This is a genomic window from Streptomyces sp. NPDC057445 (assembly GCF_042802855.1).
In the GTDB taxonomy this organism is placed as follows: Bacteria; Actinomycetota; Actinomycetes; order Streptomycetales; family Streptomycetaceae; genus Streptomyces.
In genome coordinates this window covers 389,001-415,982 of record NZ_JBHVDH010000005.1, presented here as the reverse complement: position 1 = coordinate 415,982, position 26,982 = coordinate 389,001, and the positions used below count along the sequence as shown (strand labels likewise).

27 protein-coding genes and 2 pseudogenes are annotated in these 26,982 nt (G+C 69.5%); 16 read left to right on the top strand and 13 right to left on the bottom strand.

The annotated features are described in order from the left end of the window. Positions 1–83: 83 nt before the first annotated feature. On the bottom strand, positions 84–584 hold the full coding sequence (locus tag ACFU5O_RS15485) for a MarR family winged helix-turn-helix transcriptional regulator (protein ID WP_384240357.1): 501 nt from the start codon (positions 582–584) through the stop codon (positions 84–86). Between the two features lie 110 nt (positions 585–694). On the opposite strand from ACFU5O_RS15485, the gene ACFU5O_RS15480 reads away from it, so the two are divergent. Beyond that, positions 695–1,885 (top strand): PP2C family protein-serine/threonine phosphatase, encoded by a 1,191-nt coding sequence (locus tag ACFU5O_RS15480; protein ID WP_384240355.1) that lies wholly within the window; start codon positions 695–697, stop codon positions 1,883–1,885. A 163-nt stretch (positions 1,886–2,048) separates the two neighbouring features. After that, positions 2,049–2,834, top strand: a complete 786-nt coding sequence (locus ACFU5O_RS15475; protein WP_384240354.1) for a YihY/virulence factor BrkB family protein — start codon at positions 2,049–2,051, stop codon at positions 2,832–2,834. Here the strand turns inward: ACFU5O_RS15475 and ACFU5O_RS15470 are convergent. Then, complete coding sequence (locus ACFU5O_RS15470; protein ID WP_384240353.1) at positions 2,815–3,435, bottom strand: pyridoxamine 5'-phosphate oxidase family protein; 621 nt, start codon at positions 3,433–3,435, stop codon at positions 2,815–2,817. The two genes, ACFU5O_RS15475 and ACFU5O_RS15470, sit on opposite strands and share 20 nt — an antisense overlap. A 185-nt stretch (positions 3,436–3,620) precedes the next feature. Here ACFU5O_RS15470 and ACFU5O_RS15465 point away from each other — a divergent pair, with 185 nt between their 5' ends. From ACFU5O_RS15465 to ACFU5O_RS15455, 3 genes are all read left to right on the top strand, one after another. Then, positions 3,621–4,586: a YihY/virulence factor BrkB family protein gene (locus ACFU5O_RS15465; RefSeq protein WP_384240351.1), complete on the top strand. Its 966-nt coding sequence runs from the start codon at positions 3,621–3,623 to the stop codon at positions 4,584–4,586. A gap of 109 nt (positions 4,587–4,695) precedes the next feature. Then, complete coding sequence (locus ACFU5O_RS15460) at positions 4,696–4,938, top strand: DUF6411 family protein (protein ID WP_384240349.1); 243 nt, start codon at positions 4,696–4,698, stop codon at positions 4,936–4,938. A gap of 115 nt (positions 4,939–5,053) precedes the next feature. Then, entirely contained in the window at positions 5,054–5,329 is a 276-nt protein-coding gene (locus ACFU5O_RS15455) for a DUF5133 domain-containing protein (protein WP_384240348.1), read from the top strand. Positions 5,330–5,438: 109 nt separating this feature from the next. Here ACFU5O_RS15455 and ACFU5O_RS15450 read toward each other — a convergent pair whose 3' ends face one another. The 6 genes from ACFU5O_RS15450 to ACFU5O_RS15425 form a co-directional block, all read right to left on the bottom strand. Then, a complete protein-coding gene (locus tag ACFU5O_RS15450) occupies positions 5,439–6,335 on the bottom strand; it encodes an RNA polymerase sigma-70 factor (RefSeq protein ID WP_384240346.1) in 897 nt (298 codons plus the stop codon). 96 nt (positions 6,336–6,431) lie between these two features. Next, on the bottom strand, positions 6,432–7,637 hold the full coding sequence (locus ACFU5O_RS15445; protein WP_384240344.1) for an NAD(P)/FAD-dependent oxidoreductase: 1,206 nt from the start codon (positions 7,635–7,637) through the stop codon (positions 6,432–6,434). 349 nt (positions 7,638–7,986) lie between these two features. Continuing rightward, positions 7,987–9,621, bottom strand: coding sequence for a PP2C family protein-serine/threonine phosphatase (locus tag ACFU5O_RS15440; protein WP_384240342.1), 1,635 nt, complete (start codon positions 9,619–9,621; stop codon positions 7,987–7,989). Positions 9,622–9,776: 155 nt separating this feature from the next. Beyond that, on the bottom strand, positions 9,777–10,205 hold the full coding sequence (locus ACFU5O_RS15435; RefSeq protein WP_384240341.1) for an ATP-binding protein: 429 nt from the start codon (positions 10,203–10,205) through the stop codon (positions 9,777–9,779). 90 nt (positions 10,206–10,295) lie between these two features. Beyond that, positions 10,296–10,658, bottom strand: coding sequence for an STAS domain-containing protein (locus ACFU5O_RS15430; protein ID WP_384240339.1), 363 nt, complete (start codon positions 10,656–10,658; stop codon positions 10,296–10,298). A gap of 142 nt (positions 10,659–10,800) precedes the next feature. Further along, positions 10,801–11,337, bottom strand: coding sequence for a hypothetical protein (locus tag ACFU5O_RS15425; RefSeq protein ID WP_384240338.1), 537 nt, complete (start codon positions 11,335–11,337; stop codon positions 10,801–10,803). A 302-nt stretch (positions 11,338–11,639) separates the two neighbouring features. Here ACFU5O_RS15425 and ACFU5O_RS15420 point away from each other — a divergent pair, with 302 nt between their 5' ends. From ACFU5O_RS15420 to ACFU5O_RS15410, 3 genes are read left to right on the top strand one after another with little or no spacing between them, the layout of a single operon-like run. Then, the gene (locus ACFU5O_RS15420) at positions 11,640–12,902 is read left to right on the top strand and encodes a PP2C family protein-serine/threonine phosphatase (RefSeq protein WP_384240336.1); all 1,263 of its coding nucleotides are present in this window, start codon (positions 11,640–11,642) and stop codon (positions 12,900–12,902) included. Further along, positions 12,884–14,584: a CHASE3 domain-containing protein gene (locus ACFU5O_RS15415; RefSeq protein ID WP_384240334.1), complete on the top strand. Its 1,701-nt coding sequence runs from the start codon at positions 12,884–12,886 to the stop codon at positions 14,582–14,584. Before ACFU5O_RS15420 ends, ACFU5O_RS15415 begins: the two co-directional genes overlap by 19 nt. Continuing rightward, entirely contained in the window at positions 14,581–15,021 is a 441-nt protein-coding gene (locus tag ACFU5O_RS15410; RefSeq protein WP_384240333.1) for a response regulator, read from the top strand. The genes ACFU5O_RS15415 and ACFU5O_RS15410 overlap by 4 nt, the downstream gene beginning before the upstream one ends. A 120-nt stretch (positions 15,022–15,141) precedes the next feature. On the opposite strand, the gene ACFU5O_RS15405 is transcribed toward ACFU5O_RS15410, so the two are convergent. Continuing rightward, positions 15,142–15,315, bottom strand: a complete 174-nt coding sequence (locus ACFU5O_RS15405) for a CsbD family protein (protein WP_384240331.1) — start codon at positions 15,313–15,315, stop codon at positions 15,142–15,144. 165 nt (positions 15,316–15,480) lie between these two features. Here ACFU5O_RS15405 and ACFU5O_RS15400 point away from each other — a divergent pair, with 165 nt between their 5' ends. The 7 genes and pseudogenes from ACFU5O_RS15400 to ACFU5O_RS15370 all read left to right on the top strand — a co-directional run. Then, positions 15,481–15,651 (top strand): hydrophobic protein, encoded by a 171-nt coding sequence (locus ACFU5O_RS15400; protein WP_384240329.1) that lies wholly within the window; start codon positions 15,481–15,483, stop codon positions 15,649–15,651. Between the two features lie 104 nt (positions 15,652–15,755). Then, the gene (locus ACFU5O_RS15395) at positions 15,756–16,103 is read left to right on the top strand and encodes a PRC-barrel domain containing protein (protein WP_384240327.1); all 348 of its coding nucleotides are present in this window, start codon (positions 15,756–15,758) and stop codon (positions 16,101–16,103) included. Positions 16,104–16,275: 172 nt separating this feature from the next. Further along, positions 16,276–16,874: pseudogene (locus tag ACFU5O_RS15390) on the top strand (type III effector protein); the annotation flags it as partial. A 236-nt stretch (positions 16,875–17,110) separates the two neighbouring features. Further along, entirely contained in the window at positions 17,111–18,637 is a 1,527-nt protein-coding gene (locus ACFU5O_RS15385) for an SDR family oxidoreductase (RefSeq protein ID WP_384240449.1), read from the top strand. A gap of 74 nt (positions 18,638–18,711) precedes the next feature. Continuing rightward, positions 18,712–20,085 (top strand): cryptochrome/photolyase family protein, encoded by a 1,374-nt coding sequence (locus tag ACFU5O_RS15380; RefSeq protein ID WP_384240326.1) that lies wholly within the window; start codon positions 18,712–18,714, stop codon positions 20,083–20,085. A 169-nt stretch (positions 20,086–20,254) separates the two neighbouring features. Then, on the top strand, positions 20,255–20,692 hold the full coding sequence (locus tag ACFU5O_RS15375; RefSeq protein WP_384240324.1) for an ATP-binding protein: 438 nt from the start codon (positions 20,255–20,257) through the stop codon (positions 20,690–20,692). A gap of 140 nt (positions 20,693–20,832) precedes the next feature. Beyond that, positions 20,833–21,111 (top strand): annotated as a pseudogene (locus tag ACFU5O_RS15370) (GNAT family N-acetyltransferase); the annotation flags it as partial. Between the two features lie 281 nt (positions 21,112–21,392). Here the strand turns inward: ACFU5O_RS15370 and ACFU5O_RS15365 are convergent. From ACFU5O_RS15365 to ACFU5O_RS15350, 4 genes are all read right to left on the bottom strand, one after another. Next, positions 21,393–22,271 carry an RNA polymerase sigma factor SigF gene (locus ACFU5O_RS15365; protein WP_384240322.1) on the bottom strand — a complete coding sequence of 293 codons (879 nt, stop codon included), beginning with the start codon at positions 22,269–22,271 and terminating at the stop codon, positions 21,393–21,395. A 149-nt stretch (positions 22,272–22,420) separates the two neighbouring features. Further along, complete coding sequence (locus ACFU5O_RS15360) at positions 22,421–22,813, bottom strand: DUF2267 domain-containing protein (protein WP_384240320.1); 393 nt, start codon at positions 22,811–22,813, stop codon at positions 22,421–22,423. A 232-nt stretch (positions 22,814–23,045) separates the two neighbouring features. Beyond that, positions 23,046–23,693, bottom strand: coding sequence for a TetR/AcrR family transcriptional regulator (locus tag ACFU5O_RS15355; RefSeq protein ID WP_384240318.1), 648 nt, complete (start codon positions 23,691–23,693; stop codon positions 23,046–23,048). A gap of 106 nt (positions 23,694–23,799) precedes the next feature. Next, positions 23,800–25,863 (bottom strand): discoidin domain-containing protein, encoded by a 2,064-nt coding sequence (locus ACFU5O_RS15350; protein ID WP_384240316.1) that lies wholly within the window; start codon positions 25,861–25,863, stop codon positions 23,800–23,802. A gap of 408 nt (positions 25,864–26,271) precedes the next feature. Here ACFU5O_RS15350 and ACFU5O_RS15345 point away from each other — a divergent pair, with 408 nt between their 5' ends. Beyond that, a complete protein-coding gene (locus tag ACFU5O_RS15345; protein WP_384240314.1) occupies positions 26,272–26,706 on the top strand; it encodes an acyl-CoA thioesterase in 435 nt (144 codons plus the stop codon). Positions 26,707–26,982 lie beyond the last annotated feature (276 nt).

Sequence of the window (26,982 nt, the reverse complement as noted above, 5' to 3'; positions counted from 1 at the left end):
TGCGCGGAGTCGACGATCGAAAGGCACGAAGTGGGACGTGGGGGGACAGCACGCATCGGTTCAGGTGGTGTGCGTCGCCGGTGTCAGGCGGACCGGGCGTCCTTGGCCGCACGGCTGCGTCTCGGTGCGTGCCCCGTCTGGTCCAGTGCCTCCTGGAAGCTCACGAGACCCGTCAGCAGTGCCTTGCGCGCGGCCGGCGTCATCGTGCCGATCGTCTCCAGCAACGCCGCCTCACGCCGGTCCCGCAGCTCCTTGAGATATGCCTTTCCGCGGCTGGTCAGATGCAGTTCCAGCTCGCGCCGGCTGACCTGGCTGGGGACCCTCCGGACAAAGCCCAGGGCCTCCATGCGATCACACAGGCGGCTGACGGACGGGGGAGCGGAACCCAGCAGCTCGCCGAGGGTGCGGAGGTTGATCCCTTCCTCGCGGTCGAGGCTGTACAGGACGCGCAGCTGGGACGCGGAAACGGGTGTGGAGGCCATGTCCCTGCCGCGCTCCCACAGCACCTCAAGGAGCTCGATGAGCTCGCGGGCCGCCTGGGCGTTCTCGTGCTGACGCTCAGGTGCGGAGCGATTCGTGTCCATACCTACCGACACTCCGAATCGGTCGCCCTCGTCCCGTGGCGTCGGCGCTGCGCCGCGGACTTCACTTCCACATCTCTCCAGAAAGCGGTATCGGTTCGTTGGAACGACGCGTGGTGGTCGAACGCGCACTGCGCGGCGCGCCGCCCCATGGGCTCCTGGACTCCCTCCGCGTCAATCTCGCACGTCACTACGGCGCAACAGATGTGGGCCTCCTGCTGGCCGACTACGGACTCGTGACACTTCGCCCGTTCGACCGCACTGCGGTCGGCGGGCCGGTGTCGGTGGAGTCGAGCCCGGCAGGCAAGGCTTTCTCTGCACAACAACCATATCTTTCCACCGGCCCGGGCCTCATGGTGACGGTCCACCTGCCGGTGACGGTCCGAGGCGATCGTTACGGCGTGCTCACGGTCACCCTGCCCGAGGACGGATCCCCCGAGTCGGTCCAGGACCTCGAGGCCATCTCCGAGATGCTGGGCCATGCCCTGCGCGTGGCGGAGCGGCACACCGATGTGTACCGGCAGGCACGCCGGGAACGGAGGCTCACCGCACCGGCCGAGATGCAGTGGCAGCTGCTCCCGGGCCGCACGTGCCGGCGCGACGAGTTCGATCTCCACGCCTACTGGGAACCGGTCTATGCCTCGAGAGGGCATCTTTTCGACTGGTCGGCGTCGGCCGACCAGCTGACGCTGGTGGTTGCCAGCGGCACCGGCCCGGGCATCGAGGACGCGCTGCTGAACAACCTCGCGCTCAATGCCATCCGCAACGCGCGCCGCTCCCGGGCGGACCTGGTGGGCCAGGCGAGTCTCGCCGACCAGGCACTGTACGGACAGCACGGCGGCTCCAGGTATCTGCCGACCGTTCTGATCGGCCTGGAACTCAGGACGGGTACGATGCGGATCGTCGACGCCGGATCACCCACGGTCTGGCGTATGCGCGGTTCCCAGGTGGAGCGGATGGAACTGGAGGGGCAGCTGCCCCTCGGGATGTTCGAGGACACTGTCTACTCGACCCAGCAGTTGCAGCTCCTGCCAGGCGACCGGCTGCTCTTCGTCGCCTGCGTGGACGGCCCCTCGTCGTCGGAGCGGGATTCCGCCGGGGCCGCAACGCCTGACGACAACGTCGTCAGCCGCGCCATCGAGGCCACGCGCCATCTGTCCTGCGTGGCCGCTCCCCAGGCCGTGTACCGGGAGATCTGGACGCGCGGCGGCGGCGGGGCGGCGGACGGCGGCTCCGTGCTGTGTCTGGACTGGCACGGCAGGCCGGTGCGGCGGACGGAAGGTGGGTACGTGACAGCGGGGTGATCCGGCCGCAGGACGGAGCGGGCAGGGGAGCTCCCGGCGAGCAGGAGACAGCATGCGAAGCGATCAGGATGTGCGAACGGGAACGTCACGGGGAGCGGCCCCACCGCGGAGCTTGCCGTCCCGGGGCGAAGTGTTCGTCGCCTTGCGCCGCACACCGGTGTCCGTGTGGAACGACGATGTCACCGACTGGGCCGCGGCATTGACGTACTACGCGGTCCTGGCGCTGTTTCCGGTGCTGCTCGTCACCGTGTCCCTCACGGGGATCGCGGACGCCTCTGCGACCGAGGCCCTGATCGAGCGGGCAGCCGCCGTCGTGCCGGCCCCCGCCAGTCCGATGCTGGAGGGGGCGCTGCACGACATGGCGGGCCGGCACTCCGCGGCATGGTTCCTCACCGTCGTCGGAACCCTCGGTTCGCTCTGGTCCGCGTCCAGCTATCTCGCCGTGTTCCGCCGGGCGCTGCACGCGATGCACGACGAGAAGGACCAGGGGTCCGTCTGGCGGACCGCGCCGCGGGTGGTCATCACCGCGTGCGTGCTCCTGGCAGCTCTCGTCTCCAGTGCCCTGGTGCTGGTCCTCAGCGGCGGCTTGGCGACCGCCGTCGGCAGGGTGCTGGGTCTCGGCAGCGCGGCGGCGGCGACCTGGGACGTCATGAAGTGGCCGCTGCTGCTCTGTCTGGTGGCCACGATGGTGCTCGTACTCTTCCGTTCCGGGCCTCCCCAGACACGCGGGGTGCGGCGCCGGGCGTTCGGAGGTGTCCTGGCCGTCGTCCTCTGGCTCATCGCGTCCGCGGCGTTCGCGTCGTACACCGCTCATGTCGGCACGTACGACCGTCTGTACGGATCGCTCGCCGGGTTCATCGTGTTCCTGGTCTGGCTGTGGGTCTCCAACCTCGCCCTTCTGACAGGGGCGCAGTTCAACGCGGAACTCGTCAAGGCAAGGGGCCGCTGACCTCGACGCTCCTGCACGGGGCCTGACTGAAGTAGTCGGCGTCCTTGGGCCGTTCGGTCCGGGGGCGGGGACGAGGCGCGGGCTGCAGATGAGGTATGTGCTTGGAGCAGTGCACGTACGCCTCTTCCACCGTGATGTGCACCCAGAGTTCGGGACGGCGGCCGGGAGCCCTGTCCACGGGCAGGTGGGGGTAGGCCCGCCGCTGATCCTCGTCGCGGTGCAGTCGCGCCGTGCCGTTGACATGCAGCCCGATGTGATCTTCGGTGAAGTCGACGAACAGCAGGCCGATATGAGGGTTCTCGGTGATGTTCCCGGCGCTGGCCAGTACGCCGTTGCCGCGGTACTCGGGGTAGGCCAGGGTGCGGTCGTCCAGGACGCTGACGAATCCCGGAGGGCCTGCCCGGAAGGTGGCGTCGCAGGCTCCGCGGGAGTCCGACGTCGAGAGGAACGCCATGGTCTGCCGCCGTATGAACTCGCACATCTGCGGGGTGAGACGGGGTTGCACCTGGCGGTCGTAGAAGGCGGCGGCATGGTCGGCGGTGCCAAGACGCTGCTGCAGACGACGTTCGCCGGCAGACCCGAAGGGCTCGTGAGTGTTCACTGGGGGCGATGTCTTCCTGTGGGCCGTCGGTGGGGACTTGCGGGCCTGCGGCACTCTAACGCCGTTGGGACGTACTGTCGTTGTCCGTGCGGGGAATAGCGGCTGCGCCCAGGGGCATGCGGCAGTCACCGGCTCCGAGGGGAGCGGGCCCGGCCCGGTCGTGCCGGCAGAGGGGGAGCCGCGCCATGGGAACAGTGGAGCACGTACCGCAGACCCGTGACATGGTCGGTGCCGAGCTCTCCGGCGACGAAGCGTTCACGGCACTGCGTCGCTACGGCGGGCGCAAACTGCTGAAGGACTCCTTCGCCCGCTTCCGCTACGCCGACGGGTTCAGCGCGGCGCGTTCCCTGGCCTACCAGGTCGTCCTCGGGACGGTCCCGTTCACCATCGCGCTGGTCGGCGTCGCCACCAGTGTGCACACGGAGAGCGTGGACCGGATCGTCCAGCTGACACTGGCCGGCATCGTGCCCGGGGACAGCGCGGATCTCGTACGGCAGGCTCTGGAGGGCACCCGTCGCAGCGTCCACGCGGACACCGCCGGTGCCGTCGCGGTCTGGCTGGGCCTGGGGGTCGCGCTCCTCAACCTCACGTCGGCCATGGGCCAGATCGAGAGAGGGTGCAACCGCATCTACGGCATCGAGCGGGACCGGGCCTTCCCCGCCAAGTACGGCAGGGGCGTGCTGCTGACCCTGGCCGCCGGCCTGCCGCTGGGAGCGGGGTTTCTGCTCATGGTCGTCGGCCGGGAGGTCGGGGAGGCCGTGGTGCGGGCGCTGCACTGGTCGCCCTCGTTGCTGCAGTGGTGGCAGCTGCTCCACGTGCCCGGGGGAGTGCTGCTGGCGGGCCTGTCCTCCGCCGTGATCTTCCGCTGGTCGCCCCGGCGCGACCAGCCCGGTTACACCTGGCTGGCTTTCGGATCCGGGGTCCATCTGCTGCTCTGGGTCACCGCCACATGGATGCTCTCGCTCTACGTCGGCACCAGCGGGTCGTTCGGTGCTGTCTACGGCCCGCTCACCGCGTTCGTCGCTCTGCTCCTGTGGGCCAACGTGACCGGCATCGCGCTGTTTCTGGGCGTGGCCTTCGCGGCGCAGCTGGAAGCGGCGAGGGCGGGGGTCGCCGAGCCCGTTCGTCCCGATCCGGGGCCGGGGGCATGAGGAGGAGGCCGCCGAACGAGCAGGCCCCACGCATGGACGGGAGTGCCGTGGACCGCATGTGCCGCCCGAACCGGGGAAGCCGGAAGGGACTCGATCCAGGGAGTTCGTCATGATGGTTGTCGGCATAGTCGCCGTTTGCGCGGTCCTGCTTGTCCTCGCGTTTCTTCTGCCGCGCCTGTCGAGGCACCCCCAGAACGGCACGCAGCGCGCCCTGGGAGCCGGGGCCCGGACCGGCGGAAAGGCCCCGGGCATCCTCGGACGGCTTTTCAGCAAGCCCTTCCACAGCAGCTCGCGCGCCGTCGGCCGGTCCGGATCGGCGGGCCGCAAGGCGAGGGGCCGGCTGCCCTTCTGACGCCACGACACGTGATTGTCTCGCCGGCCGGGTCCGCGGAGACCTCTGAGGCGTTTGGCATGGTTCGGTGAATCCGGGGCACCCGGTGCGCACATCAGAAGAAGGAGTGGACCCTGTGTTGATGCCGGACCCCAAGACGCTGCGGAGTCTTCTGGCGCGTTACGCGGACCTGCGCATTGCCGGACAGTCGACCGAAGAGACCCGCCGTGCGCTGGACGACGTGACGTACACGCTGTGCGTGATGACGGCGACGAGCACCATCGAGGACGCGCTCGAGGTGGCCGACGCACTGCTGGCGGGCGCGGGAACGGCGGCCCCGGCGGCGTCGGCCCCGGCCGGGGCGGGGGCCGCCCCGCATGTCGACGACGACGAGATCACCCTCGTGGCCTGAGACCCTTCGGCCGCTCTGTGTGTTCCGGCAGGCGATGTTGTGACCGCGAGCCGAACCGTACGGGGTTCAGCGCTGCGCCTGCCCCAAGTGGCTGTTCCGCCGCCGGTTCTCATCGCAGGGTGAGCGGGGTCTCGGATTCGACGCGGTTCAGCTTCTCCGGGTTGCGGACGTAGTAGAGGCCGGTGATGCGGGCGTCCCCGACATGGATCGCCATGACGCCGTCGATCTCGCCGTCCAGGTGTACGAGGAGTGCCGGGTTGCCGTTGACCACGGTGGGAGCGACGGTGATCGGGCGGTTGTTCTTGCCGAGGCCACCGATCATGTAGCGGGCCACCTTGTCGGCGCCGGTGACCGGCCGCAGCGCGGCCTGCTTGATGCCGCCGCCGTCGCTCACGAGCACAACCTCAGGGGCGAGTACGTCAAGGAGGCCCTGCAGGTCCCCGGTCTCGAGTACGCGCTGGAACGACTCCAGAGCCGCCCGGGTCACGCTCGGGGAGACCGCCTGGCGAGGACGGCGGGCATCGACGTGCCGGCGGGCGCGGTGGGCGATCTGACGGACGGCCGCGGGGCTCTTGTCGACGGCGGCCGCGATGTCGTCGTAGCTGAACTCGAAGGCCTCGCGCAGCACGAAGACGGCGCGCTCGGTCGGCGACAGCGTTTCGAGGACGACCATCATCGCCATCGACACACTCTCGGCGAGCTCGGCGTCCTGGGCCACGTCCGGCGCGGTGAGCAGCGGCTCGGGCAGCCAGGGGCCGACGTACGCCTCCTTGCGGCGCTGCATGGTGCGCAGCCGGTTGAGCGACTGCCGGGTCGTGATCCGGACCAGGTAGGCGCGCTGGTCGAGCACCTGTCCCATGTCGACCTCGACCCATCGCAGCCAGGTTTCCTGGAGGACGTCTTCGGCGTCGGCCGCCGATCCGAGCATCTCGTAGGCGACGGTGAAGAGCAGGTTGCGGTGGGCGACGAAACTCCCGGTCGCCGGGTCAGTGACGTGGTCGCTCATACCCCGGCCCCGCTCCTTCGCGGCCGGCCCTGGTTGTCGACGGCCTTCAAGCCTGCATCCACAGCGAGGTCCTTTTCGTTGGTAGCCGTTCGATCTTTAGGCTGCCCGTTCAGCGGTGGCCGGCGCCTCGCCGCGCACGGCCTGCAGCAGTTGCCGGCGCTTGGCACCACCTGAGACGCGGTGCAAGCTGTACGAACCGGGCTTGCCTGCCTCGTCGGCGAGATGCTTGACGATGCCCCTGCACACGAACTCCTTGAGCCTCGCGCCAGGGCGGCCGTCGATGTGGAACCACACCGCGACGTCGGACCGGTTGGCGAACTGGAAGATGCCGGCGCGTCGGCCCAGACTGATGCACTGGCCGGCGAACACCTGGTTGAGGGTCGAGGGCTGCTCACCCGCGATCCGGCTGAGCACCGTGTCCGCGGCCCGCGCGCCCAGAGGCATCGCGGCCTGGCAGCTCATCCGCAGTGGGAGGTCCGACGGTGCCGCCGAGTCCCCGGCCGCGACGATGCGTACCTCGTCCACGCTGGTCAACGTCTCGTCCGTGAGCAGGCGGCCCAGGGCGTCGGTGCTCAGCCCGCTGCGCGCGGCCAGGTCCGGTACTCCGAATCCGGCGGTCCAGATGGTCACCTTGCTCGGCAACTTGCGGCCGTCGGCGAGCTGCACGGCATCGCGGGTCACAGCCGTCACCTTCGTGCCGGGGCCGTCGAGCACGGTCACACCGAGCTCGGCCAGCCGCTCGGCAACCGAGCGCCGGCCCCGAGGGTGCAGGTACGGGCCGAGCACCCCTCCGCAGACCAGGGTCACGGCGCGGCCCCCCTCCGCCAGCTCGGCGGCGGTCTCGATGCCGGTCGGACCGGCTCCGACAACCGTCACCGCGGCCGTCGTGGGCGCGGCGTCGAGGACCGGCCGCAGCCGCGCCGCTTCTTCCAGGCCGGCAATCGGGTAGGCGAACTCCGCCGCTCCGGGCACGCGCGGGTCGGCGCTGCCACTGCCCACCGCGTAGACCAGATAGTCGTAGCCGACCGTGCCGCCGGCCGCCAACGCCACCCTGCGTCCGGCCGGGTCTATCCGTGCCACGGTGTCGACCACCAGCCGGACGCGCTCGCCCAGGACCTCTCGGTAGTCCACGACCGCGTCGTCGGACCCGCCTACCAGTTGGTGCAGGCGCACCCGATGGACGAAGGTCGGGCGCGGGTTGATCAGTGTCACTGTCACGTCGTCGCGCTGCGTCAGGCGATTGGCCGCCATGACGCCGGCGTATCCGCCGCCGATCACGACAACATCGGTGTTCTCAGCCATGGTGTCTCCTCCGCTTCAAGGGGTTCGGCCTCAAGACACCGCCTGATCGATCCCTGTGACAGCATGTGAGGCAGGTCACTCCACAGGTGTGACCGCCTGGACGGGATGCCGGCCCGACCGCTGGGACGTCAACGGCGCCCTCATCTGCTTGGCCGGTGTCGCACTCGTGAAGCTGGTGACGACCAGCGGTCGGCCGAGAACGGAGGCGCGGCCCCGGCGGCGCCGTTCAGCCGGACCTGGACCGCAGCGTCAGGATCACCCTGATCCCGTCCCAGCCGTAGCCCGTTCAGTCCACGCGTCCGTCGTCATCGTCGTCCGGCGCGGCCGCGCCCGGGTCGCGCATGAGTCGTCATCGGGTGAACCTGCCCCGTGTGTGGCCGTTCACCGCGCTCAGATGCGTGGTGCGGGGTGCTGTGATGGCGAGGACGGCCATGTCGTCGTGGCGGCCGGCACCGACCCATTCCGAGGAGAGCATCTGCACACGTTCCACCACTGACTCGGCGGGCATACCGGCGCACTCGGTGAGCGTCCGCCGGAGCCGGTCGTCGCCGAACAGCTCGTCCCCGAGGGGCCCGCCCCTCGCCTCGGTGATCCCGTCGCTGAACATCAGACACGTCTCGCCCGGCCGGAGTTCGACCGTCGCCGTCTGCGACGTCAGCCGGGGGAGGACGCCGACGAGCGAGCCGCGCGTGGGGGCCGCCTCCACGGTGCCGTCCGTGCGGACGACGAGTGGCGCGGGGTGACCGGCACTGGTCAGCCGCAGCCGGACGGTGCTGCCGCGACGCAGAACGGAGGCCAGGACGAGTGTGGCGAACCGTGTGTGGTGCGACGCCAGCAAGGCGTCGTTGAGTAACTGCAGCACCTGCGCATGGTCCTGAGCGAGCGGCAGCAGTGCCTGAAGTGTGTTGCGGATCTTGCCGGTGAGGACCGCGGCCTCCAGACCCTTGCCGCAGACGTCCCCGAGGACGGCCAGCGACTCATGATCCTCGTCGTAGCCCGGATGGACGTCGTAGAAGTCGCCGCCGATCCGCTCGGTCTGCACGGAGGCGCGGTAGCCCCCCGCGTACTCGACCCCGTGCACCCGCCGCAGTCCGGGTGGCAGCAGTTCCCGCATCAGCTTCGAGGTGATGTCCGCCTGCTCCGCGTACATGCGTGCGGCTGACAGGGCGGCCCCGGCTCGCGCCGCGAACAGACGGGCGAAGACGTCCTCGCTCTCGCTGAACCCTGTGGTGCGGCCTCCTCGCAGCAGGACGATCGCACCCGCGGGAACGCCGTGTCCGGGCAGCGGGGTGATGGAGACGGCACCCACCGGGCCGGTGAAGCCGTCCGGAATCGCCCAGTCGGGCACCTCCGCCGGATCCGTCCAGCGCGACGGAACGGGCGGGAATCCCTGAAGGGCTTCCACGAGGCCGGGCAGCACCGCGGGCTCGATGTCGAGACGTGCCTGGGTCACCGGCCCGCCGCGGCAGCAGTACGTCACGGGGTGGCGCCGCCTCTGGGCGGGCCCGATGACCAGGGCCGCGTCAGCGAGATGGGTCGAGGCCATCTGCGCGGTGACCTCCATGCAGCGTTGGAGATCGAGTGAGGAGAGCAGCACACTCGACGCGTCGGCCAGCAGCGCCGTGCGCTCGCGTTCCTGGCGCAGTGTCTGCTCCGCCACGTGGCGCTCGGTGTCGTCGAGCAGCCACCAGACAACTTCCCCGTCGGTGGCGTGGGTGGCGCGGGCCTCGAAGCTGCGATCGCCGAGCAGCCCGTGTGCGAACAGGCCGCCGGGGGCCGTGGGTGCGGTGCCGGACAACTGCTGGTGGGCGTCGGACAGCCAATGGGGAGCCGTGTCCTCCAGCCAGTCACCCGGCTCGGCGCCGGGGAACAACGCCGCCGCGGCGTCGTTCAATGCCACGATCCCGCCTGCGGTGTCGGCCACCAGAGCGGGGCAGGGGGCCTGGCCCCACAGGGTGCTGGTGCCTGCGTCCTGAGGGTTCACGGTTGAACCTGGGAAGTGAGCATGGCACGGGATCCGCGAGGCGAATCGCACCACCTTTCCTTACGGCCAAAGTGTTTACAGGCGACAACCATCCCGCACGGAGGGACTCGATGCAACAGGCCCCCGGGCCCCCGGGTTCGGCCCTGTGCGACCGGTCATATCAAGGGCACGAGAACCTGGATGGTCTTGCCGCCCGCGATGGGGCTGACCGTGATGTCGCTGCTGAGCCGCTGGACCAGATTCCAGCCGTAGCCTCCCGGCTGCATACCGGCGGCCTCGTTCGGGCGGTGTACGGCGGTGGGCCGGACACGGGAGCGGTCGGTGACGGAGAGCCGTAGACCGCCGTCCGTTATGCGCGCCGTGAACCGGGCCAGGCCGCCCCCGTGGACGATCGCGTTGGTCACCAGCTCGGACGTCACGAGAAGCGCGTTGGCGAGGACGAAGTCCTCGACCGTTCCTGCGTTCTCCGTGCAGAACTTCTTGTGCAGCAACCGACGCACCGAGGCGCGTGCTTCGGCCGCGGTCGCCGGGTGTGACCTGGCAGTCGTCCCTTCCGCCGTCGTGGTGATCTTGTTTGCGGTCATGTGCCCGCTCTCCCCGTTCCGGCCTCCGATGTACCACTGCTCTTCGTCTGCCCCTTGCGGACCGCCGCACACAGTGAGCGGCATCTCTGATCATCTCCGCGGCGTTCCGGCCATTTCCAGAGCCGTGTCGGCAGACGGGGCCACGGTGAAGAATCCGGTCGTGCCGGTCACATCGAAAAGCCGCTCGACGATCAGTCCCAGGGGCCCCGAGATGACAAGCCGCAGCCCGGACGCCCGATGGGCGCGCTGCGCCTCCAGCAGGATGTGCAGCATGGTCGAATCGGCGAAGCGCACGGCCGAGAGATCGACGACCGTTCCGGTGGCCCGCCGGGTGTCGGTACACATCAGGGTCTGCTTCAGAGGTTCCGCGCTGTCGACGTCGACATCGCCTTCGACCCGGACCAGGCACACTCCGTCGATCAGGCGGTGCGAGACCTTCGGTTCCTCACGCATCCGTTCGTCCCCGTACATCAAGTGATCAGCTCCGACACCAGGTGTGGATCCACCGGGCGATGGCCGTCGTCCGCGCGCGGCCCGTCCGGCCGGGACTGCGCGGACCGCACCAACGGGTCGGGGATGGATGACGGGCGGGACGTCACGTCTGCGTGCGGTGGGCGGTGGGCCGCACCCGGGTCCGGCGGCCCCACGTGCTGCGCCTCGGGGCGGTGACCGAGGAGGCCCGATGGTGAGGATCCGCGGTGACCAGCTCCTCGAAGAGGGCGCGGCCGGCGACCAGCGCCTGACGCAAGGACTCGGCGCTCGCGTCACCCGTGGCGGCAGCCGCGCGGGCCTTGTACAGCTGCCGCGCGCTGTCCGCCCGGGCGGGGAAGAGCGTGGACAGGGCGCGCAGCCGGCGCTCCGGTGACCCGGACGGAACGCCGCGCTCGTCGGCCAGGCGGTCGAGCAGCTCGGATGCCCTGGCCACCGCTGTTGCCGGGGAGTCCACGAACTGCTCCTGGACTCCTGCCCACAGCGCCACGTACTGCTCCCGCTCGTACGCGTCCAGGGTTCTCATGGTGGGGCGGCCGATACGTCGCGGGCGGCGCGCGGGCCACTTCACCGGACGCGCCAGTGCCAGTGCGACGATCACGACCGCGGCCACCCCAAGGATGGCGAGCGCACTCACGGACATGAGTGAACTCCTTTCGAGGAGGTCTTGTTCCCATTGGCCTTCCGCTACAGCTGGTTACCGGAAAGTGCCGTCGCAAACGCAGTGCGTGACCATGCGTGCTGTCCCTGAACGCCGTACTCCGGGGAACCGCAGGTCCCAGGGCTGGTGGACAGGTTTAACCAGCCATGGCATCGTCCGCAGTTCCCGTCCCGGCGGCAGGTCCCCGGACCGGTGGTGGGTGAGTGAAACCATTGGCGGGCGGCAAGTATTGTTCGTGCCGCCCGATGCGCGGCATCCGGGGAAGGGGAAAGGGGAGGCGAGTGGTGACCAGCGCTGTCGGTGCTCAGGGTTCGAACGCCTGGATTTCCCGGGCCTCGGCGGCGGCGTCACCGTCCGGGCCCCAGGTCGGCTCGGACGCCTTTCCGACGGTTCTGCTGGTCGAGGACGACGACGGCGACGCGATCCTGGTCGAGGAAACGCTGCGGGACAGCGGCCTGACGGCTCGCCTGAGCCGGGCGCACTCGTTGACCGAGGCGAAGGAGATGCTGACCCTCGCAGAAGGGACGCGGACGCAGTGCGTCCTGCTGGATCTGCATCTTCCGGACGCCCAGGGCCTGGACGTGGTCCACCAGGTGCTCGCGGCCGCTCCCGGGGTCGCGGTCGTCGTTCTCACGGGTCTCGCAGAGGAAGGCGTGGGGCTGTCGGCGGTCGCGGCCGGAGCGCAGGACTACTTGATCAAGGGTGTGCTGGATCCGATGGTCCTGGGGCGGTCGATCCGCTACGCCATCCAGCGCCGTCAGATCGAACAGGCCGCGGTCGCGCTTGAAGCCAGCCGGATGCAGGCACGGGAGAACGCGCGCCTCGAGCGTGGACTGCTTCCGTCCCCCTTGCTGGAGAGCGGTGCCGTGAAGGTCTTCTCCCGATACGAACCGAGCCGGGAGCTGGGTCTGCTCGGCGGCGACTTCTTCGACGTGGTGGAGACCCCGGACGGAACGGTGCACGCGGTCATCGGCGATGTCTCTGGCCACGGCCCGGACGAGGCGGCACTCGGCGTCTGTCTGCGGGTGGCCTGGCGCTCCTTCACCCTCGCGGGCGTCACGGGGGCAGCCGTGTGCCGGCTCATGCAGAAAGTCCTGGTCGCGGAGCGCACGGGGACGGAGATCTTCGCCACGGTGACGACGCTCGCACTGCCGCCGGGTCTGGCGAAGGCCAAGGTGGTCCGCGCCGGCCACCCGCCGCTCCTCCTGTGTGAGCCCGCGGGCGTCCGGCTCGTGGAGACCTCGGTCGGTCCGGCTCTCGGAATGTTGCCGGACGGGGCGTTCGAATGGCACGAGGACAGCCTGGACCTGCCCCCCGCCGGTGCTCTGGCGCTGTTCACCGACGGCCTCTTCGAGGGGCGTGTCAGCGCGGACGGGCAACGACTGGGGGAGCAGGGACTGCTCACGCTGGCTTCGGGGCATGCGGGCCTTCCGGCACAAGAATTCGTTTCCGCACTGATGTCCGAGACGCGAGCGCTGTCGGCCGACCATGGCGGCCACGGTGACGATGTCGCCCTCCTGTACCTCGAATGGAACCAGCAGCAGTGAGCACCCACCACGAAGACCGGCCCAGCCGTGGCTCCCGCTCATCGGGACGTTCCAAGGGCTCCGGGCTGACCGTGACGCAGTGGTTCTGGCTCGCCTTCACCGCCGTTCTGGTGGGCGTGTGCGCCCTCGCCGTGGCCGGAGGGCAACTGGTCTCGCAGACCGCCGCGAAGTCCGACGCCCTCGTCGACCGCATCCAGCCTGCGAGAGCCGACGCCTACCGGCTCCAGAAGGCCCTCATCGACCAGGAAACGGGAATGAGGGGCTACGCACTCACCCGCGATCCCCGCTGGCTGGAGCCCTATACGCAGGGACAGAAGGAGGCCGGTTCCGCAGCCCGGGCGATGCGATCCGCGCTGGCGGACAGGCCCGGGCTCCTCGACTCCCTGGCCGGCGTCCAGCGGCTGGCGGACGACTGGCGTACCGGCCATGCGGAACCCCTGGTGGAACAAGCCCGCAAGGGCAGGGCAGCGGAGGGCGTCACGGCGGAACTCCAGGCGAGCAAGAGCGCTTTCGACCGGCTGCGGGGGAGCTTCGCGGTACTCAACGAGGACCTGCTGACGGAGCGCAACACGGCGAAAGCGGACTTGCGGCGTACCCGTGCCGGCCACAACTGGCTGTTCGGGGGCATGCTTGCCGGGTTCCTGGTGATCGCGGGCGCTCTGGCGGCTCTGCTGCACATCGCGGTCGGACGCCCCCTCAGTGGCCTGCGTGTGGCCTCCCAGCACGTGGCCGACGGCGAGTTCAGCCGTCGCATCGAGCCCGGGGGACCGGCCGACGTGCGGCAGGTGGCCGCCTCCGTGGAGGCCATGCGGGTGCGCGTCCTCGCCGCGCTGGAGGCGTCACAGGCACGCGAGCAGCTGCTCGCGCAGCGTACGGCCGATCTCGACGACCAGGCCGTGGAACTGCGGCGTTCCAACGCGGAGCTCGAACAGTTCGCCTATGTCGCCTCGCACGATCTGCAGGAGCCGCTGCGAAAGGTGGCCTCCTTCTGCCAGCTTCTCGAGAAGCGGTACGGCGAACAGCTCGACGAGCGGGCCAAGCAGTACATCGACTTCGCCGTCGACGGTGCCAAACGCATGCAGGTCCTGATCAACGATCTGCTCACCTACTCCCGGGTGGGACGCGTCAACGACACCAGGGAGCAGGTCGAGCTCGACACGGCGGTGGACGAAGCCCTGGTCAACCTCGGGGCCGCCCTGGAGGAAGCGGATGCCTCGATCGAGCGGCCCGGGCAACTGCACCCGGCCATGGGCGATCCCACCCTGCTGACCATGCTCTGGCAGAACCTCATCGGAAACGCCGTGAAGTTCCGTTCCCCGGACCGCGCGCCCGTCATCGGGATCACCGTCGAGTACGACGCGAGCGACGAGGAACCCGCCTGGCGCTACTCCGTGACCGACAACGGCATCGGGATCCCGGAGGAATTCTCGGAAAAGGTCTTCGTGATCTTCCAGCGCCTCCACGGTCGCGACACCTACACCGGCACCGGAATAGGCCTTGCCCTGTGCAAGAAGATCGTCGAGCACCATGGCGGCCGCATCTGGATCGACACCGCCCACACCGACGGCACCCGAATCCACTTCACCCTGCCGGTAGTTCCCGGAGAGGACGGCCGGCCGCAACCCGATGACGGCGAACCCGCCCACGCCGCAACGCCGCTCAGCACAGGAGACCCCGTATGAACGCCTCCACCAAGCCCATCGAGGTACTCCTCGTCGAGGACGATCCGGGCGACGAGTTGATGACCAGGGAAGCATTCGAGGACAACAGGATCGGCAACACGCTGCACGTGGTCCGCGACGGGCAGGAGGCGCTCGACTTCCTCTACCGTCAGGGCGAGCACACGGACGCGCCGCGTCCTGATCTGATTCTGCTCGACCTCAACCTGCCCAAGTACGACGGCCGGCAGGTCCTCGAACGCATCAAGGCCGACGCCGACCTCACGCACATTCCCGTCGTCGTCCTGACCACGTCCGCGGCGGAGGAGGACATTCTGCGCAGCTACCGTCTGCACGCCAGCGCGTACGTCACCAAGCCGGTGGACCTGGAGCAGTTCATCGCGGCGATCCGGAAGATCGACGACTTCTTCGTCACCGTCGTGCGACTCCCGCGCCCCTGACACGCGGGTGCCGGGGAAGACCGGCACGCACCGTGGGCCCCGGCGTCGGATCCCGGACATGGATGAGGCCCTTCGCCGCGTCCGACGCGGAAAAGGGCCTCATGGCCAAGACGCCTCTCCTCAACGGTGAAAGGCGTCCTTGCCCTTCTCCTTGGCCTGCCGCAGATCGCCCTTCGCCTGTTCGGCGCGTCCCTCGGCGGTCAGACGCTCGTTGCCCACAGCGCGTCCCGCGGTCTCCTTCGCCTTGCCCTTGGCCTGCTCCATCTTGGCCTGGGTCTTTTCGTCGGCTGCCATGACTCTCACTCCCTGAACTCGACTGACGTATGTGCCTGGTCGGATAACCGCCGTCCGCACGGATAAACCCCCCGATCGACGCCGGGATTCGCCTCGCAAGATTTTCCTCATCGGGTGCGTGATCTTCTTCTTGCGGGGCACTCGTGCCGTCGGAGGTCGAAAACCATGGTTCCCCTGCTTCTCGTTCTACTGCTCGCCCTTGTTCTTTTCGGTGCGGGCTTCGCTCTCAAGGCACTGTGGTGGATAGCCGCCGTAGTCCTTGTGTTGTGGCTGCTCGGATTCGTCGTCCGCCCGGCCGGTCACGGCGCATCCAGGGGCCGTTGGTATCGCTGGTAGCAGTCACTTCCTGCGAAGAATTGCGAGGGATTCGCAAGGACCCTCTGCACTCCGTCCGCATCGCCGCAATCGATGAATTCCGCTTTCAGGCTGAAGGAGTATTCATGAGTGAGTACATGTGGTCCTACATTCCGACCAGCGGGCACACACCCGACGACGATCTGACGGGCTACAAGGTCGAGGCCACGGACGGGCACATCGGCAAGGTCGACAAGCACTCCAACGAGGTCGGCTCGCAGTACATCGTCGTCGACACGGGGGTGTGGATCTTCGGCAAGGAGGTCATGCTGCCGGCCGGCACGATCACCAGCGTCGACCACCACAGCACGACGATCTTCGTCTCCCGCACGAAGGACGAGATCAAGGCATCACCGGAGTTCGACAAGGACAAGCACCTCGGTGACCCGGCCTACCGCGACCAGCTCGGCGGGTACTACAGCTCAGGCCACTGACCCGCGCACCGCACACTGCTGGGCACGCCCCCACCCCGGGGGCGTGCCCAGCGCGTTGTCCGGACCCGAAGTCATCGTGGAACGCGGCTCGATGCACGGCCCCACGGCCAGGTGTCGGACGTACCCGGGAGCTGCTGGACGTCGAAAAGGTGACAGGGAGAAGGAGATCACCGTGCCCGAAGCCGACCGGCCGACCTCGACCCCGGCCCCGCGGCCCACTGCCGCCCCGGCCTCGCTGCCGGCCGCCGCGTCGGCGCTGGACGCCATCGACCAGGCACTACGACGCGCCGCTGCCGCCGACGGCGGGACAGGTGAGCGGCCCGGGCCCGCTCAGGCCGGACCCGAGCGCGCCCTGGCGGCGCTCCTTCTGCTGCGCGAGGTGCGCCGGCAGCTCGCCGGATGGGAATCGGGCCTCATCGAAGCCGCCCGGGAAGCGGGCGCCGGCTGGGCGGACCTCGCGCAGCCTCTCGGCGTCACCAGCCGTCAGGCTGCCGAACGCCGCTATCTGTGGCTGAGCCCCGGTGCCGCGGGCGCCACGGGTGAGGAGCGGGTGAGGGCCACCCGCGACCGCCGGGTCGCCGACCGTGCCGTCACCGCCTGGGCCCGTCACCATGCGCCCTCGCCGACAGCGACGCCGCCAAGCTCATCGGTCCCCTGACCGACACCCGGCCCCGTCTCCGACGCCACCACCCTGAGCCGGCGGCCCGCGTCGACGGCGTCACCCGTCGGGCCGACGAGCTGCGGCAGGACAGCAACGACCAGCGCCGTACCACGTGGACCGCCAAGGCCCGCGTGATGCGGCGGACCGACGGAGTCGGTGGAATGCCACCGGACTGCCACGCGGGAGCCGTCCGATCGCCGGTCCGGCCCCTCCGGACGCACCCTGGAGACAGACGCGGTGCATCCGTGAACCAGGTGCATCCGTGAACCGCCCGTCCGCGGAATCTGTCAGCCCGGGCTGACCGGTTGCGGCACGCCCCGAGGCACCGGAGGTATCCATGAGTGAGATGGAGGGCGGCGGAGACGTCCGGCGCCTGAACTGTCTGGTGACCGGCGCCACCGGCTACATCGGAGGCCGGCTGGTGCCCGAACTTCTGGACGCCGGCCACCATGTGCGATGCATGGCCCGCTCCCCGGACAAGCTCCGTGACCACCCCTGGGCAGGCCGGGCGGAGGTCGTACGCGGTGACATGACCGACCCCGCCTCCGTCGGCGCCGCCATGCAGGGCATCGACGTCGCCTACTACCTCGTCCACGCGCTCCGCTCCGGCGACAGCTTCGAGGAGACCGACCGCAAGGCCGCCCGCGTCTTCGCGGAGCAGGCCGGGGCCGCGGGCGTACGCCGCATCGTCTACCTCGGGGGGCTGACCCCGGCCGGAGTACCGGGACACGAACTCTCACCCCATCTGCGTTCCCGCGCCGAGGTCGGCGAGATCTTCCTGCGCTCCGAGGTGCCCGCGACCGTGCTGCGCGCCGCGGTCATCATCGGCTCCGGCTCCGCGTCCTTCGAGATGCTGCGCTACCTCACCGAGCGGCTGCCGGTCATGGTCACCCCGAGCTGGGTCAGCAGCCGCATCCAGCCCATCGCGGTCCGCGACGTGCTGCGCTATCTCGTGGGCAGTGCGCTGATGCCTGACGAGGTGAACCGCGCCTTCGACATCGGCGGGCCCGACGTGATCACGTACGAGCAGATGATGCGGCGCTACGCCGTGGTGGCCGGCCTGCCACGCCGCCTCATCCTGGGCGTGCCGATGCTCACTCCCCGGCTCTCCAGTCTGTGGATCGGGCTGGTCACCCCCGTTCCCCCGTCCCTCGCCCGGCCGCTGGCGGAATCACTGCGCCACGAGGTCGTCTGCCGCGAGCACGACATCGCCCGGTACGTACCCGATCCGCCCGGCGCGCCGTTCGGCTTCGACCTGGCACTCACCCTGGCACTGCAGCGCGTGCGCGACGCCCGGGTCACCACCCGCTGGTCATCGGCGTCGCCGCCCGGCGCCCCGAGCGACCCTCTGCCCACGGACCCGGACTGGGCCGGGGGCAGTCTGTACACCGACCGGCGTGCGCTCCTCGTCGACGCTTCGCCGAAGGCACTGTGGAAGGTCATCGAGGGCATCGGCGGCGACAACGGCTGGTACTCCTTCCCGCTCGCCTGGGCGGTACGGGGCTGGCTAGACCGGATGGTCGGCGGCGTCGGACTCCGCCGCGGCCGCCGGGACGCCGTACGGCTGCGGGTCGGGGACTCGCTCGACTTCTGGCGCGTGGAGGAGATCGAACCGGGCCGGCTGCTGAGGCTGCGCGCCGAAATGCGCCTGCCCGGCCTCGCCTGGCTGGAGATGTACGCCGACGAGGAGGGGGAGGGCCGGGCCCGCTACCGCCAGCGGGCGCTGTTCCATCCGCACGGGCTGCTGGGGCATCTCTACTGGTGGAGCGTGTCGCCGTTCCACGCCGTCGTGTTCGGCGGCATGGCACGCAACATCGCCTCGGCCGCGCTCCAGGCCGATGACCGGGACGGTCACGGCTCGAACCCGCGCTGATCCGTGCATCCATCCGTGGCAAATCCCCCGGAAGTTCCGGACAAGCACCGCCGAGCACGTTTCCATGGAGTCTCATGAGCACCGCGGTCGTCCTGTTCACATCGGATCTGCGTCTGCACGACCATCCGCCCCTGCACGCGGCCCTGCGCGCGTGTGACCAGGTGGTTCCCCTGTTCGTGCGGGACGACGGCATCGCGGCCGCGGGATTCGCCGCTCCCAACCGGAACGCGTTCCTCGCCGACTGCCTGACCGGCCTCGACGAGGAGCTGCGCGACCGTGGGGGCCGCCTCGTCGTACGGTCCGGCGATGCCGTCACGGCAGTCTGCGCGGTGGCGCACGAGGCGGACGCCCGCGACGTGCACATGGCCGCCGGTGTCAGCGGCTACGCACACGCCCGCGAGCGACGGCTGCGTGCGGCCCTGGCGCGTGAGGGCCGCCGACTGCACGTCCATGACGCGGTGCTCACCGCACTTGCGCCCGGCGCCGTCGTCCCGCAGGGCGCGGACCACTTCGCGGTGTTCACCCCGTACTTCCGCCGCTGGTGCCAGGCGGAGATCCGGGGCACCCTCGGCGCGCCGCGCGCGGTGCGTGTGCCCGACGCCGTTCGTTCGGAACGGATTCCCTCCCGCGGAGATGTCGCCGGAATCTCGGCCGGACTCGCCACCGGCGGGGAGAGCGAGGGACGCAGACGGCTGAAGGCATGGCTGCGCGGCGGGATCGAGGGATACGAGGACGGACACGACGCCCTCGCCGACGACGCGACGTCAAGGCTCTCGCCACATCTGCACTTCGGCACGCTCTCCCCGGCCGAACTCGTCCACCGCGCACGCTCGGCCGGCGGCCCGGGAGCCGACGCGTTCGTACGGCAGCTGTGCTGGCGGGACTTCCACCACCAGGTGCTCGCCGCACGGCCGGGAGCATCGGTGGACGACTACCGGCCCCGGCACGACCGATGGCGCTCCGGGAGCGAGGCCGAGGAGGAGACCGCTGCGTGGAAGGCCGGCCGTACCGGGTACCCGGTGGTCGACGCCGCCATGCGCCAGCTGCGCCACGAGGGCTGGATGCACAACAGAGGCAGACTCCTGAGCGCGAGTTTCCTGACCAAGACGCTGTACGTGGACTGGCGGGTCGGTGCCGCACACTTCCTCGACCTGCTGGTCGACGGCGACATCGCGAACAACCAGCTCAACTGGCAGTGGGTCGCCGGAACCGGTACGGACACCCGCCCGAACCGGGTGCTCAACCCGGTGCGTCAGGGAATGCGGTACGACCCGGACGGCACCTATGTACGACGCTGGGTGCCCGAGCTGGAAGGGCTCGAAGGTCCTGCCGTGCACCAGCCCTGGAAGCCGGCGGGCCGCGAACGCGTCCGGTACGACTACCCGGAGCCCGTCGTCGGACTCTCCGAGGGACTCGCCCGGTTCAAGCAAGCCCGGGGTACGGCATGACCGCGGCCGGGCGGCATTTCAGAAACGCAGGTCGGTCCTCGACCGCGCCTCAGAGGCCCGGTCGACGGGGTAACGGTCAGTGCGTGATCCGCGTGCGCTGCTCAGGCGGATCGGGGGTACAAGAGTCGCTGTATCCCCAGGAACGCCGGCTGAACGGGGCAACGAGCAGATGAGTTCGAGGACGATCAGGAATGACCAGGAAGAAGCTACGGCATGGGCCGAATCTGCGTGGGCGGGCGCCGTGTACGAGGGCGACCCGGCGTGCATCGGTGCGGCCCGCCGTTTCGCCACCGACTTCCTCGTGGAGAGGCACGGCTTCGATGCGACGTCGGGGGTTGTGGGCGCGGTTCAGCTGATCGTGTCGGAGCTGGTGACCAACGCCTGCAAGTTCACCTTCGGGCCGTGCACGCTCGATCTGGAACGGATCGCGTCCGGTGTCGAGGTGACGGTGCGGGACAGCGGGACGACCCTGCCGGTGGCCCGCGCGGCCGACCCGGGGCGGGTGGGGCAACACGGCCTGGAGATCGTCATGGCCTTGAGCGACAGTTTCGCCGTCGAGCGGGAGCCGGTCGGCAAGCGCATCACGGTGCGCGTCTCCGCACACTGACTGCGGCTCTGAGCGCGGAGCGTCCGTGCCCTGCCCGGGCCGACGGCGAGAGGGTCCCTTCACAGCGTGCGACGGATCCGACGGTGGAAGTGACGATCTACGCGATATCCCTGGGCGACGACGGCGCGGAGCTGCGCCCGCTCGAGCCGTCGGCGGTGGGCAAAGGGCTGGTGACCCGGGCTGTGCGTGTGATCATCGATCGGGCCGTCGAGGAGCGGGGGATCCACCGCGTGGAGTGATGGATCCCGACGGTGGACGAGGCCGGCGTCGCCGTGGCCGGGCGCCTCGGGATGACGAGAGACGGCGTGCTGCGGGAGAGCTACCTGTACCGGGGCAAGCGGCACGGCCTGGACCAGGAGCACAAGGAGATCTGGCCGGTGCTCACACCGCAGTGGAGGGCGGCCGAGTACGCGTCCTGAGTTCCTGACGCGATGTGACCGGACTGCAGCCGGGTGACATCCGGATCATGTGGTGCCTGGAGCCCCCGTCGGCCTGACTCGCTCTTGGCGGCCTCGGGAGCATCATGGTGGGCGAATGAGGCATGCCGGCCACCATGGTCATGGAATCTGCAACGCGACGCGTTCCTGGTCGTCGAGACGCATGAGTCCACCGAACAGTCCGCCGTCGGCTGTCCGCCGTCGACGGCGGGGGCGGTGGTTCCCCTGCCCGTCACGGGCGTGGGAACCACCGCCCCGGCTGTTCACTTCGACGCGGTGCCGAGCAGGCCTTCGCGGAGATGCTTGAGGATGCGCGTCAGCAGGCGGGAGACGTGCATCTGGGAGATGCCGAGGTGTTCGCCGATCTGGGCCTGGGTGAGTTCCTCGACGAAGCGCAGGTGGAGGATCTGCCGGTCGCGCTCGTTCAGCCCGGCGACCAGGGGGGTCAGGGAGTGGAAGTCCTCGATGAGCTCGAGGGCGGGTTCCACCTCGCCGATGAAGTCGGCGAGCGCCGTCTCGCCGTCCTGGGCGGCGTCGCCGGTGAGCGCCGCGTCCAGCGAAGAGGAGTTGTACGCGTTGGAGGCCTTGCGCGCCTCGATGACCTCTGCCTCGGGCAGGGACATCAGCTCGGACAGTTCCCGCACGGTCGGGGTGCGCCCGAGCCGGCTGCGCAGTTCCTCCGTCGCCCTGGCCAGCTCCACCCGTGCTTCCTGGAGCCGTCGCGGAACGTGCACGGCCCAGCTGGTGTCGCGGAAGAAGCGCTTGATCTCGCCGACGATGTACGGCACGGCGAAGGTGGTGAACTCCACCTCGCGGGACAGTTCGAACCGGTCGATGGCCTTGATCAGACCGATGGTGCCGACCTGCACGATGTCTTCCATCTCGTCCGCGCCGCGGCTGCGGAAGCGGCCCGAGGCGTACCTGACGAGCGAGAGGTTCATCTCGATGAGGGTGTTGCGCACGTACTGGTATTCGTGCGTGCCCTCTTCCAGCGTTGCCAGGCGGGCGAAGAACTGGCGGGAAAGATCACGCGCGTCCCGGGGCGACACCTTCAGGGGCTCCGCGATCGCTGCAAGCTCCGCATCGCAGGACCTCGTGGTCGTCTCCTGTGCCGTGGCTGTCGTTGTGATCACGGCTGCCATGCCATCCACCCCAATTCTCCGTTCCGACCCCCGAGCGGGGTCCGCATACCCGGGTTCGCCACGTGCATACCTTGTCATGCCGTCGTTTTTTCCTGGGCCGCGGGGCGGGCCCCCGGCGGCGAGTCCCGTGCCACCCGGCTGCTGCCCGGTCATGCCGGGTCCATGCGGCCGAACAACCCCGCATGACCGGGCGGGAGTTGAGTGAGAATGCGGCGTAGCAAGGCGTCGTCGGCCGTCTCGGCGACGATGCCGAGCACGGCCGTGACGGCGCGGCGGGCTTCGGCGAACTCAACGCCTTCGCGGACCGCGACCGCTTCGATGAAACCCCTGGGAGTCAGAGGCTCGCTGGCCGGTTCACCCTCGGTCAGCAGTGGGCCGCACTGACGCGGCAGCAGGCGGGCGAGATCACTGCGGTCGTCGCCCACCAGGTGGGCCCCCAGCACGTCCAGGACGATCTGCACGGCGTGGGCGGCCTCCTGCCGCAGGGCGTAGCGGCCCCGTTCCTGAACCTGATCGAGCAATGCTTCCAACGGGCTGTTCATAGTCGCTCCTTGTCGTGGCCGCTCTGCCGGACGGATGCCCGGGCAGTACAGCCAGCCACTGAACGTGATCATCCGACTACCCGTGACAGCGGGGGGTAATCGCTCGCGCCGGCGTCGTGACACATATGGCGCAAGCGGCGCCGGAGCCGGCGCGCCTTCGGAAGGGCCCTTCGGAAAGGGGCCCTTCCGAAGGACCCGGGCAATGCGCGTGGTGCCGGACGTGGGAGCCGGATCAGACCTGGCCCGGTGGTGGAACGGCGGCCCCCGGGCCGTCTCCGGACCCGGGCCGGTCGTGGACGAGGCCGACGACCTGGTCGGCGATCGTGTCGAGGATGTCCGCCGCGGATGCGTCGCTGCCGAGAACCAGGAAGTTCAGCGTCAGTCCGTCGGTCATGACGGCCAGATAGCGGGCCAGCACGGGGACCGGTACGCGCAGTTCCAGGTCCATGCTGTGACGGAGCTGTTCGATGAGTTCGCTGTACGTGTCGGAGTACAGCTCGTACTGCCGCCGGGCCAGATGCTCGAATCCCGGCTGACGCAGGGCGTACTGCGTCAGCTCGTAAGTGAGCATGTGCTCCCCGGGGTTGGCGGACACGTGGTCCCAGTAGGCCTGGAATCCTGCCCGGATCGTCTCCCGAAGCGTGTCCTTCGGCCGGATCGCTTCCCGCACCAGCGTGACGTAGTGATCGGTGATCGTCGCGATGACGGACTCCAGCAGGGCCTGCTTGGAGTCGAAGCAGTAGTGGAACACACTCAGCGAGACGCCCGCCTCTGCGGCGATGGACCGGGTCGTCGTCCTGGAGACACCGTCGCGGGTCATCGCGCGGATGGCTGCCTCGATCAGCTGTCGGCGCCGCTCGGCCGACGGCATCCGTGCCATGCGGTTCCTTTCGCTCCTGAGCCGCGCCGGGGGACGCGGCCGGGGCCGGCCGGATCAGGAGCGCTGATCCGGCCGGCCCCGGCCCGCGGGCGTTCGTCGGGTGGTGTCAGCTGCTCTGGATGCGGACCTCGTGGAGCGAATACCCCCATTTGGTGCCGCGTTCCAGCCCATGGATTCGGACATAGCGGGCTGACGTTCCGGCCAACCGTGCCGTGTCCAGGCCGCCGTCACCGGCGGTGGTGGACCATACGGACTGCCAGTCGGTGCCGTCGGTGGAGACCTCGATGCGGTACGCCTTCCCGTAGGCGCGCTCCCAGTCGAGCGAGACACGCTTGATCAGGTTGGTGGCACCGAGGTCGATCCGGAGCCACTGGTCGTCGCTCCAGTCACTCGCCCAGCGGGTGTTCGTGTTGCCGTCGACGGCCTTGTCGGGCGCGTAGCTGGTGAACAGGTTCCACTCGGACGAGCTGGCCGAGGCGGACGAACCCGCGGCGAGGTTCACCCCCGCCTTGTGGTTCTCGGACGCCGCCCAGGTGTCGAGGTAGGACTCGGCGCCCCGGAAGAGGTCGTCCACGACGTCCTGGCCGCCGACGATCCGTATGTCCTCGAGCCAGTCCGGGACGAGACCGTAGTGCGCGGCGCCGTCGGTGTTGAGGTCCCAGGTGCGCTGGCCGGTGGTCTGTCTGTCGATGACGGAGCCGCCGTCGACGCTGCGGAAGGGGTACCGCACCGGGTTCGGGGTGTCCGCGCCGCGGGGGCCGGGCCAGCCGCCGACGCCGTTCATGTCGGTGCCGTAGCCGTAGCCGACGTTGTACTTGTCGCGCAGCGCGTCCGTGCGCTTCGCCTCCGCGCCGAAACCCTCGGCGCCGTGCATGTACTGGGCGATGAAGCCGCCGAGACGGTAGACCCGCTCGGTCCAGTTCATGTCCATCCAGCTGTGCGAGGAGATCACACCCGGGTACGACTCGGACTCGAAGATGTCGAAGGCCCGGCCCGCGGCCTTGACGCTCATGTGGTCGATCTCCAGCATCATCTTGCGTTTCATCATGCCGCGCACGGCGTACTCGCCGAGCTCGGTGAGACCCCGGGTGTTGCACTGCGCGTCCGCCGCGTACGACGGGACCTTCACGCCCGGCGGAAGTTCCTTCTCCGCTTGGGCGGCCGGCGCGACGCCGATGGGGTTGTCGTGCTGCGGCCCCGCGCACTTCTCCGTCTTCCAGAACGTGCCGGTCGACAGGAACTGGCCGACGTTGATCGCCGTGCCGAGGGTGCCGGAGTCGAATCGGACCCCGCAGAGGGCGTTGTCGAACTTGTGGCACAGGAACATGCTGCGTACGCCCAGCTTGTGCAGCTCGTCCAGACCGCGGTCGATGTCGCCCTTGTCGCACTGGGCGATGTCCAGGATCTGCTTGCAGCCGAACGGTTCGGAGGTCTCGACCCCGAGCACGACGGCGAGTTTGCCCTGTTCAATGACCTCGCGGGCCTGCGCGGTGTCGGTGACGATCCTGAACCAGCCCTTGCCGGGGCCGCCGTACATCTTGTCGATGTAGGCCTGCAGTTCGTACGTCTTCTGCGCCTGCAGGCGGATGGAGGTCATCTCGTCGCAGCCACGGTCCTTGAAGAAGTAGACCGAGCAGATGACGCCGTTGGTGACGAGGTCGTTGACGAGCACCCGCTGGCCGCCGCGCCAGGCCCGTTCGACCCACGCGTAGTAGTTCTGCTGGTGGGTCAGGGAGTCATGGGCCGGCCAGTCCTTGAACGTCGGCCATCCGTTGGGGTCGTGCTTGCCGTCGCCGCCTTTGGTGATGAAGTCGAAGATCGCGAGGGAGCCGTCGGGGTAGTGCTCGGGACAGTCCTTGAGTGCATCGGCGACGCCCTGCTCGGAGAACGTCCTGCCGCAGATGAGCCGGCCGCCGAAGGCCTCGTTGGACATCAGGTGGTTGTGCGCGTCGACGAAGCCGCGTACCTGCCCCTGGGAGTCGGTCCCCTTGAAGGGCTCGCCCGTGACATTGATCTGGGAGTCGGGCGCGGGCCGCGCGCCCGGGATCCACCAGCCGGACTCGGCCGAGGAACTGGGCGCTGTGCCGAGGACCACGGCCATCACGGTGAGGAGCAACGAGAAGAGCGCGATGGGCCTGCGTATCGGGTGTGTGTGCCGGGTCATGGACATCACTCATGTCTTCGGTGGGGGATGGTGTGGCCGATGAGCCGAGGCCGTCCCGCACGCCCGCGCCCTGGGGATTGTCATGGCACGTGCAAGCGGTGCGACGAGAATCGCGACTGTTGCACGGGGAGTCAATAGTCCGGGACGGTTGACCTGATGAGCCGGCCGCTCGGTCGAACTCCGCGGTGGAGCACGGTGGTTGGCGTGTCGCCCTGCTCGGGGGCGCCTCTGTGCGCCGGCTTCACGCCGCCCCCGAAGCAGAGGTGGCAGCTCCGCCCGTTAACGTCCTGGTGCGGGAAGCGGCCTGCCCGCGCCGAGCGCCGTGCGGCACCGGTGCACGGCCGTCGTACGGCAAGGCCGACCGTCGCCCGATCCGCGGGAGCCGGGCGGCCCGTTCAGGAGGAGAGGCGCAGCATGGCTGACCTGGAAGTGACCTATCGCGGGACCGTGTACCCATGGCACTGCGACCACATGGGGCACATGAACGTCATGTGGTACGTCGGGAAGTTCGACGAGGCCACCTGGCAGCTGTTCTCCTCACTCGGCATCACGCCCGACTATCTGCGCGGTCAGGGGCGGGGCATGGTGGCGGTGGAGCAGAAGATCTCGTACCAGCGGGAGGTGAACGCGGGGGACGTCGTGCTGGTCCGCTCCACGGTCCTGGAGGTGAGGGAGAAGGTGATCCGCTTCTGCCACCGTATGGAGAACGCCGCGACCGGCGAGGTGGCGGCCGTGACGGTGCTGACCGGCGTGCACATCGACACGACCGCCAGACGGTCGTGCCCGATGCCGCCGGAGCTCGTCGCGGCGGCACAGAAGATGATCACTGATGACGACCCCGGGATCTGACGGTCCGTCACGCAGGAGGTGCCGGATACCGCCCGGCGCCCACGGTGCCTGTGGCAGGTCGGAGGCAGGGGCCGCCGGCGCACGGCAACCTGGCGGCGGAGCTGCCCGCGCCGGCCGGAGACGGACTCACTCGGTCACGGCGAAGACCCTGCTCCCGCACCGGACACGACAGGACCTCGGTGCCACCGCCTCGCCGACGCAGGGATCGGCCGTCCCACACCCATGGCGCCGATGCCCGCACCCGCTGTTCGATCTCCGTCGTAGGGTGACGGTGTG

Excerpts from the sequence above, each read along its gene's own strand:
- ACFU5O_RS15405 (WP_384240331.1), bottom strand. The coding sequence starts at position 15,315 with ATGGCAGCCGACGAAAAGACCCAGGCCAAGATGGAGCAGGCCAAGGGC.
- ACFU5O_RS15375 (WP_384240324.1), top strand. The coding sequence starts at position 20,255 with ATGAGTTCGAGGACGATCAGGAATGACCAGGAAGAAGCTACGGCATGG.
- ACFU5O_RS15350 (WP_384240316.1), bottom strand. The coding sequence starts at position 25,863 with ATGTCCATGACCCGGCACACACACCCGATACGCAGGCCCATCGCGCTC.
- ACFU5O_RS15445 (WP_384240344.1), bottom strand. The coding sequence starts at position 7,637 with ATGGCTGAGAACACCGATGTTGTCGTGATCGGCGGCGGATACGCCGGC.
- ACFU5O_RS15465 (WP_384240351.1), top strand. The coding sequence starts at position 3,621 with ATGGGAACAGTGGAGCACGTACCGCAGACCCGTGACATGGTCGGTGCC.
- ACFU5O_RS15385 (WP_384240449.1), top strand. The coding sequence starts at position 17,111 with ATGGAGGGCGGCGGAGACGTCCGGCGCCTGAACTGTCTGGTGACCGGC.
- ACFU5O_RS15365 (WP_384240322.1), bottom strand. The coding sequence starts at position 22,271 with ATGGCAGCCGTGATCACAACGACAGCCACGGCACAGGAGACGACCACG.
- ACFU5O_RS15410 (WP_384240333.1), top strand. The coding sequence starts at position 14,581 with ATGAACGCCTCCACCAAGCCCATCGAGGTACTCCTCGTCGAGGACGAT.
- ACFU5O_RS15430 (WP_384240339.1), bottom strand. The coding sequence starts at position 10,658 with ATGCGTGAGGAACCGAAGGTCTCGCACCGCCTGATCGACGGAGTGTGC.
- ACFU5O_RS15345 (WP_384240314.1), top strand. The coding sequence starts at position 26,272 with ATGGCTGACCTGGAAGTGACCTATCGCGGGACCGTGTACCCATGGCAC.
- ACFU5O_RS15425 (WP_384240338.1), bottom strand. The coding sequence starts at position 11,337 with ATGTCCGTGAGTGCGCTCGCCATCCTTGGGGTGGCCGCGGTCGTGATC.
- ACFU5O_RS15395 (WP_384240327.1), top strand. The coding sequence starts at position 15,756 with ATGAGTGAGTACATGTGGTCCTACATTCCGACCAGCGGGCACACACCC.
- ACFU5O_RS15485 (WP_384240357.1), bottom strand. The coding sequence starts at position 584 with ATGGACACGAATCGCTCCGCACCTGAGCGTCAGCACGAGAACGCCCAG.
- ACFU5O_RS15460 (WP_384240349.1), top strand. The coding sequence starts at position 4,696 with ATGATGGTTGTCGGCATAGTCGCCGTTTGCGCGGTCCTGCTTGTCCTC.
- ACFU5O_RS15400 (WP_384240329.1), top strand. The coding sequence starts at position 15,481 with ATGGTTCCCCTGCTTCTCGTTCTACTGCTCGCCCTTGTTCTTTTCGGT.
- ACFU5O_RS15435 (WP_384240341.1), bottom strand. The coding sequence starts at position 10,205 with ATGACCGCAAACAAGATCACCACGACGGCGGAAGGGACGACTGCCAGG.
- ACFU5O_RS15355 (WP_384240318.1), bottom strand. The coding sequence starts at position 23,693 with ATGGCACGGATGCCGTCGGCCGAGCGGCGCCGACAGCTGATCGAGGCA.
- ACFU5O_RS15415 (WP_384240334.1), top strand. The coding sequence starts at position 12,884 with ATGGAACCAGCAGCAGTGAGCACCCACCACGAAGACCGGCCCAGCCGT.
- ACFU5O_RS15450 (WP_384240346.1), bottom strand. The coding sequence starts at position 6,335 with ATGAGCGACCACGTCACTGACCCGGCGACCGGGAGTTTCGTCGCCCAC.
- ACFU5O_RS15380 (WP_384240326.1), top strand. The coding sequence starts at position 18,712 with ATGAGCACCGCGGTCGTCCTGTTCACATCGGATCTGCGTCTGCACGAC.
- ACFU5O_RS15360 (WP_384240320.1), bottom strand. The coding sequence starts at position 22,813 with ATGAACAGCCCGTTGGAAGCATTGCTCGATCAGGTTCAGGAACGGGGC.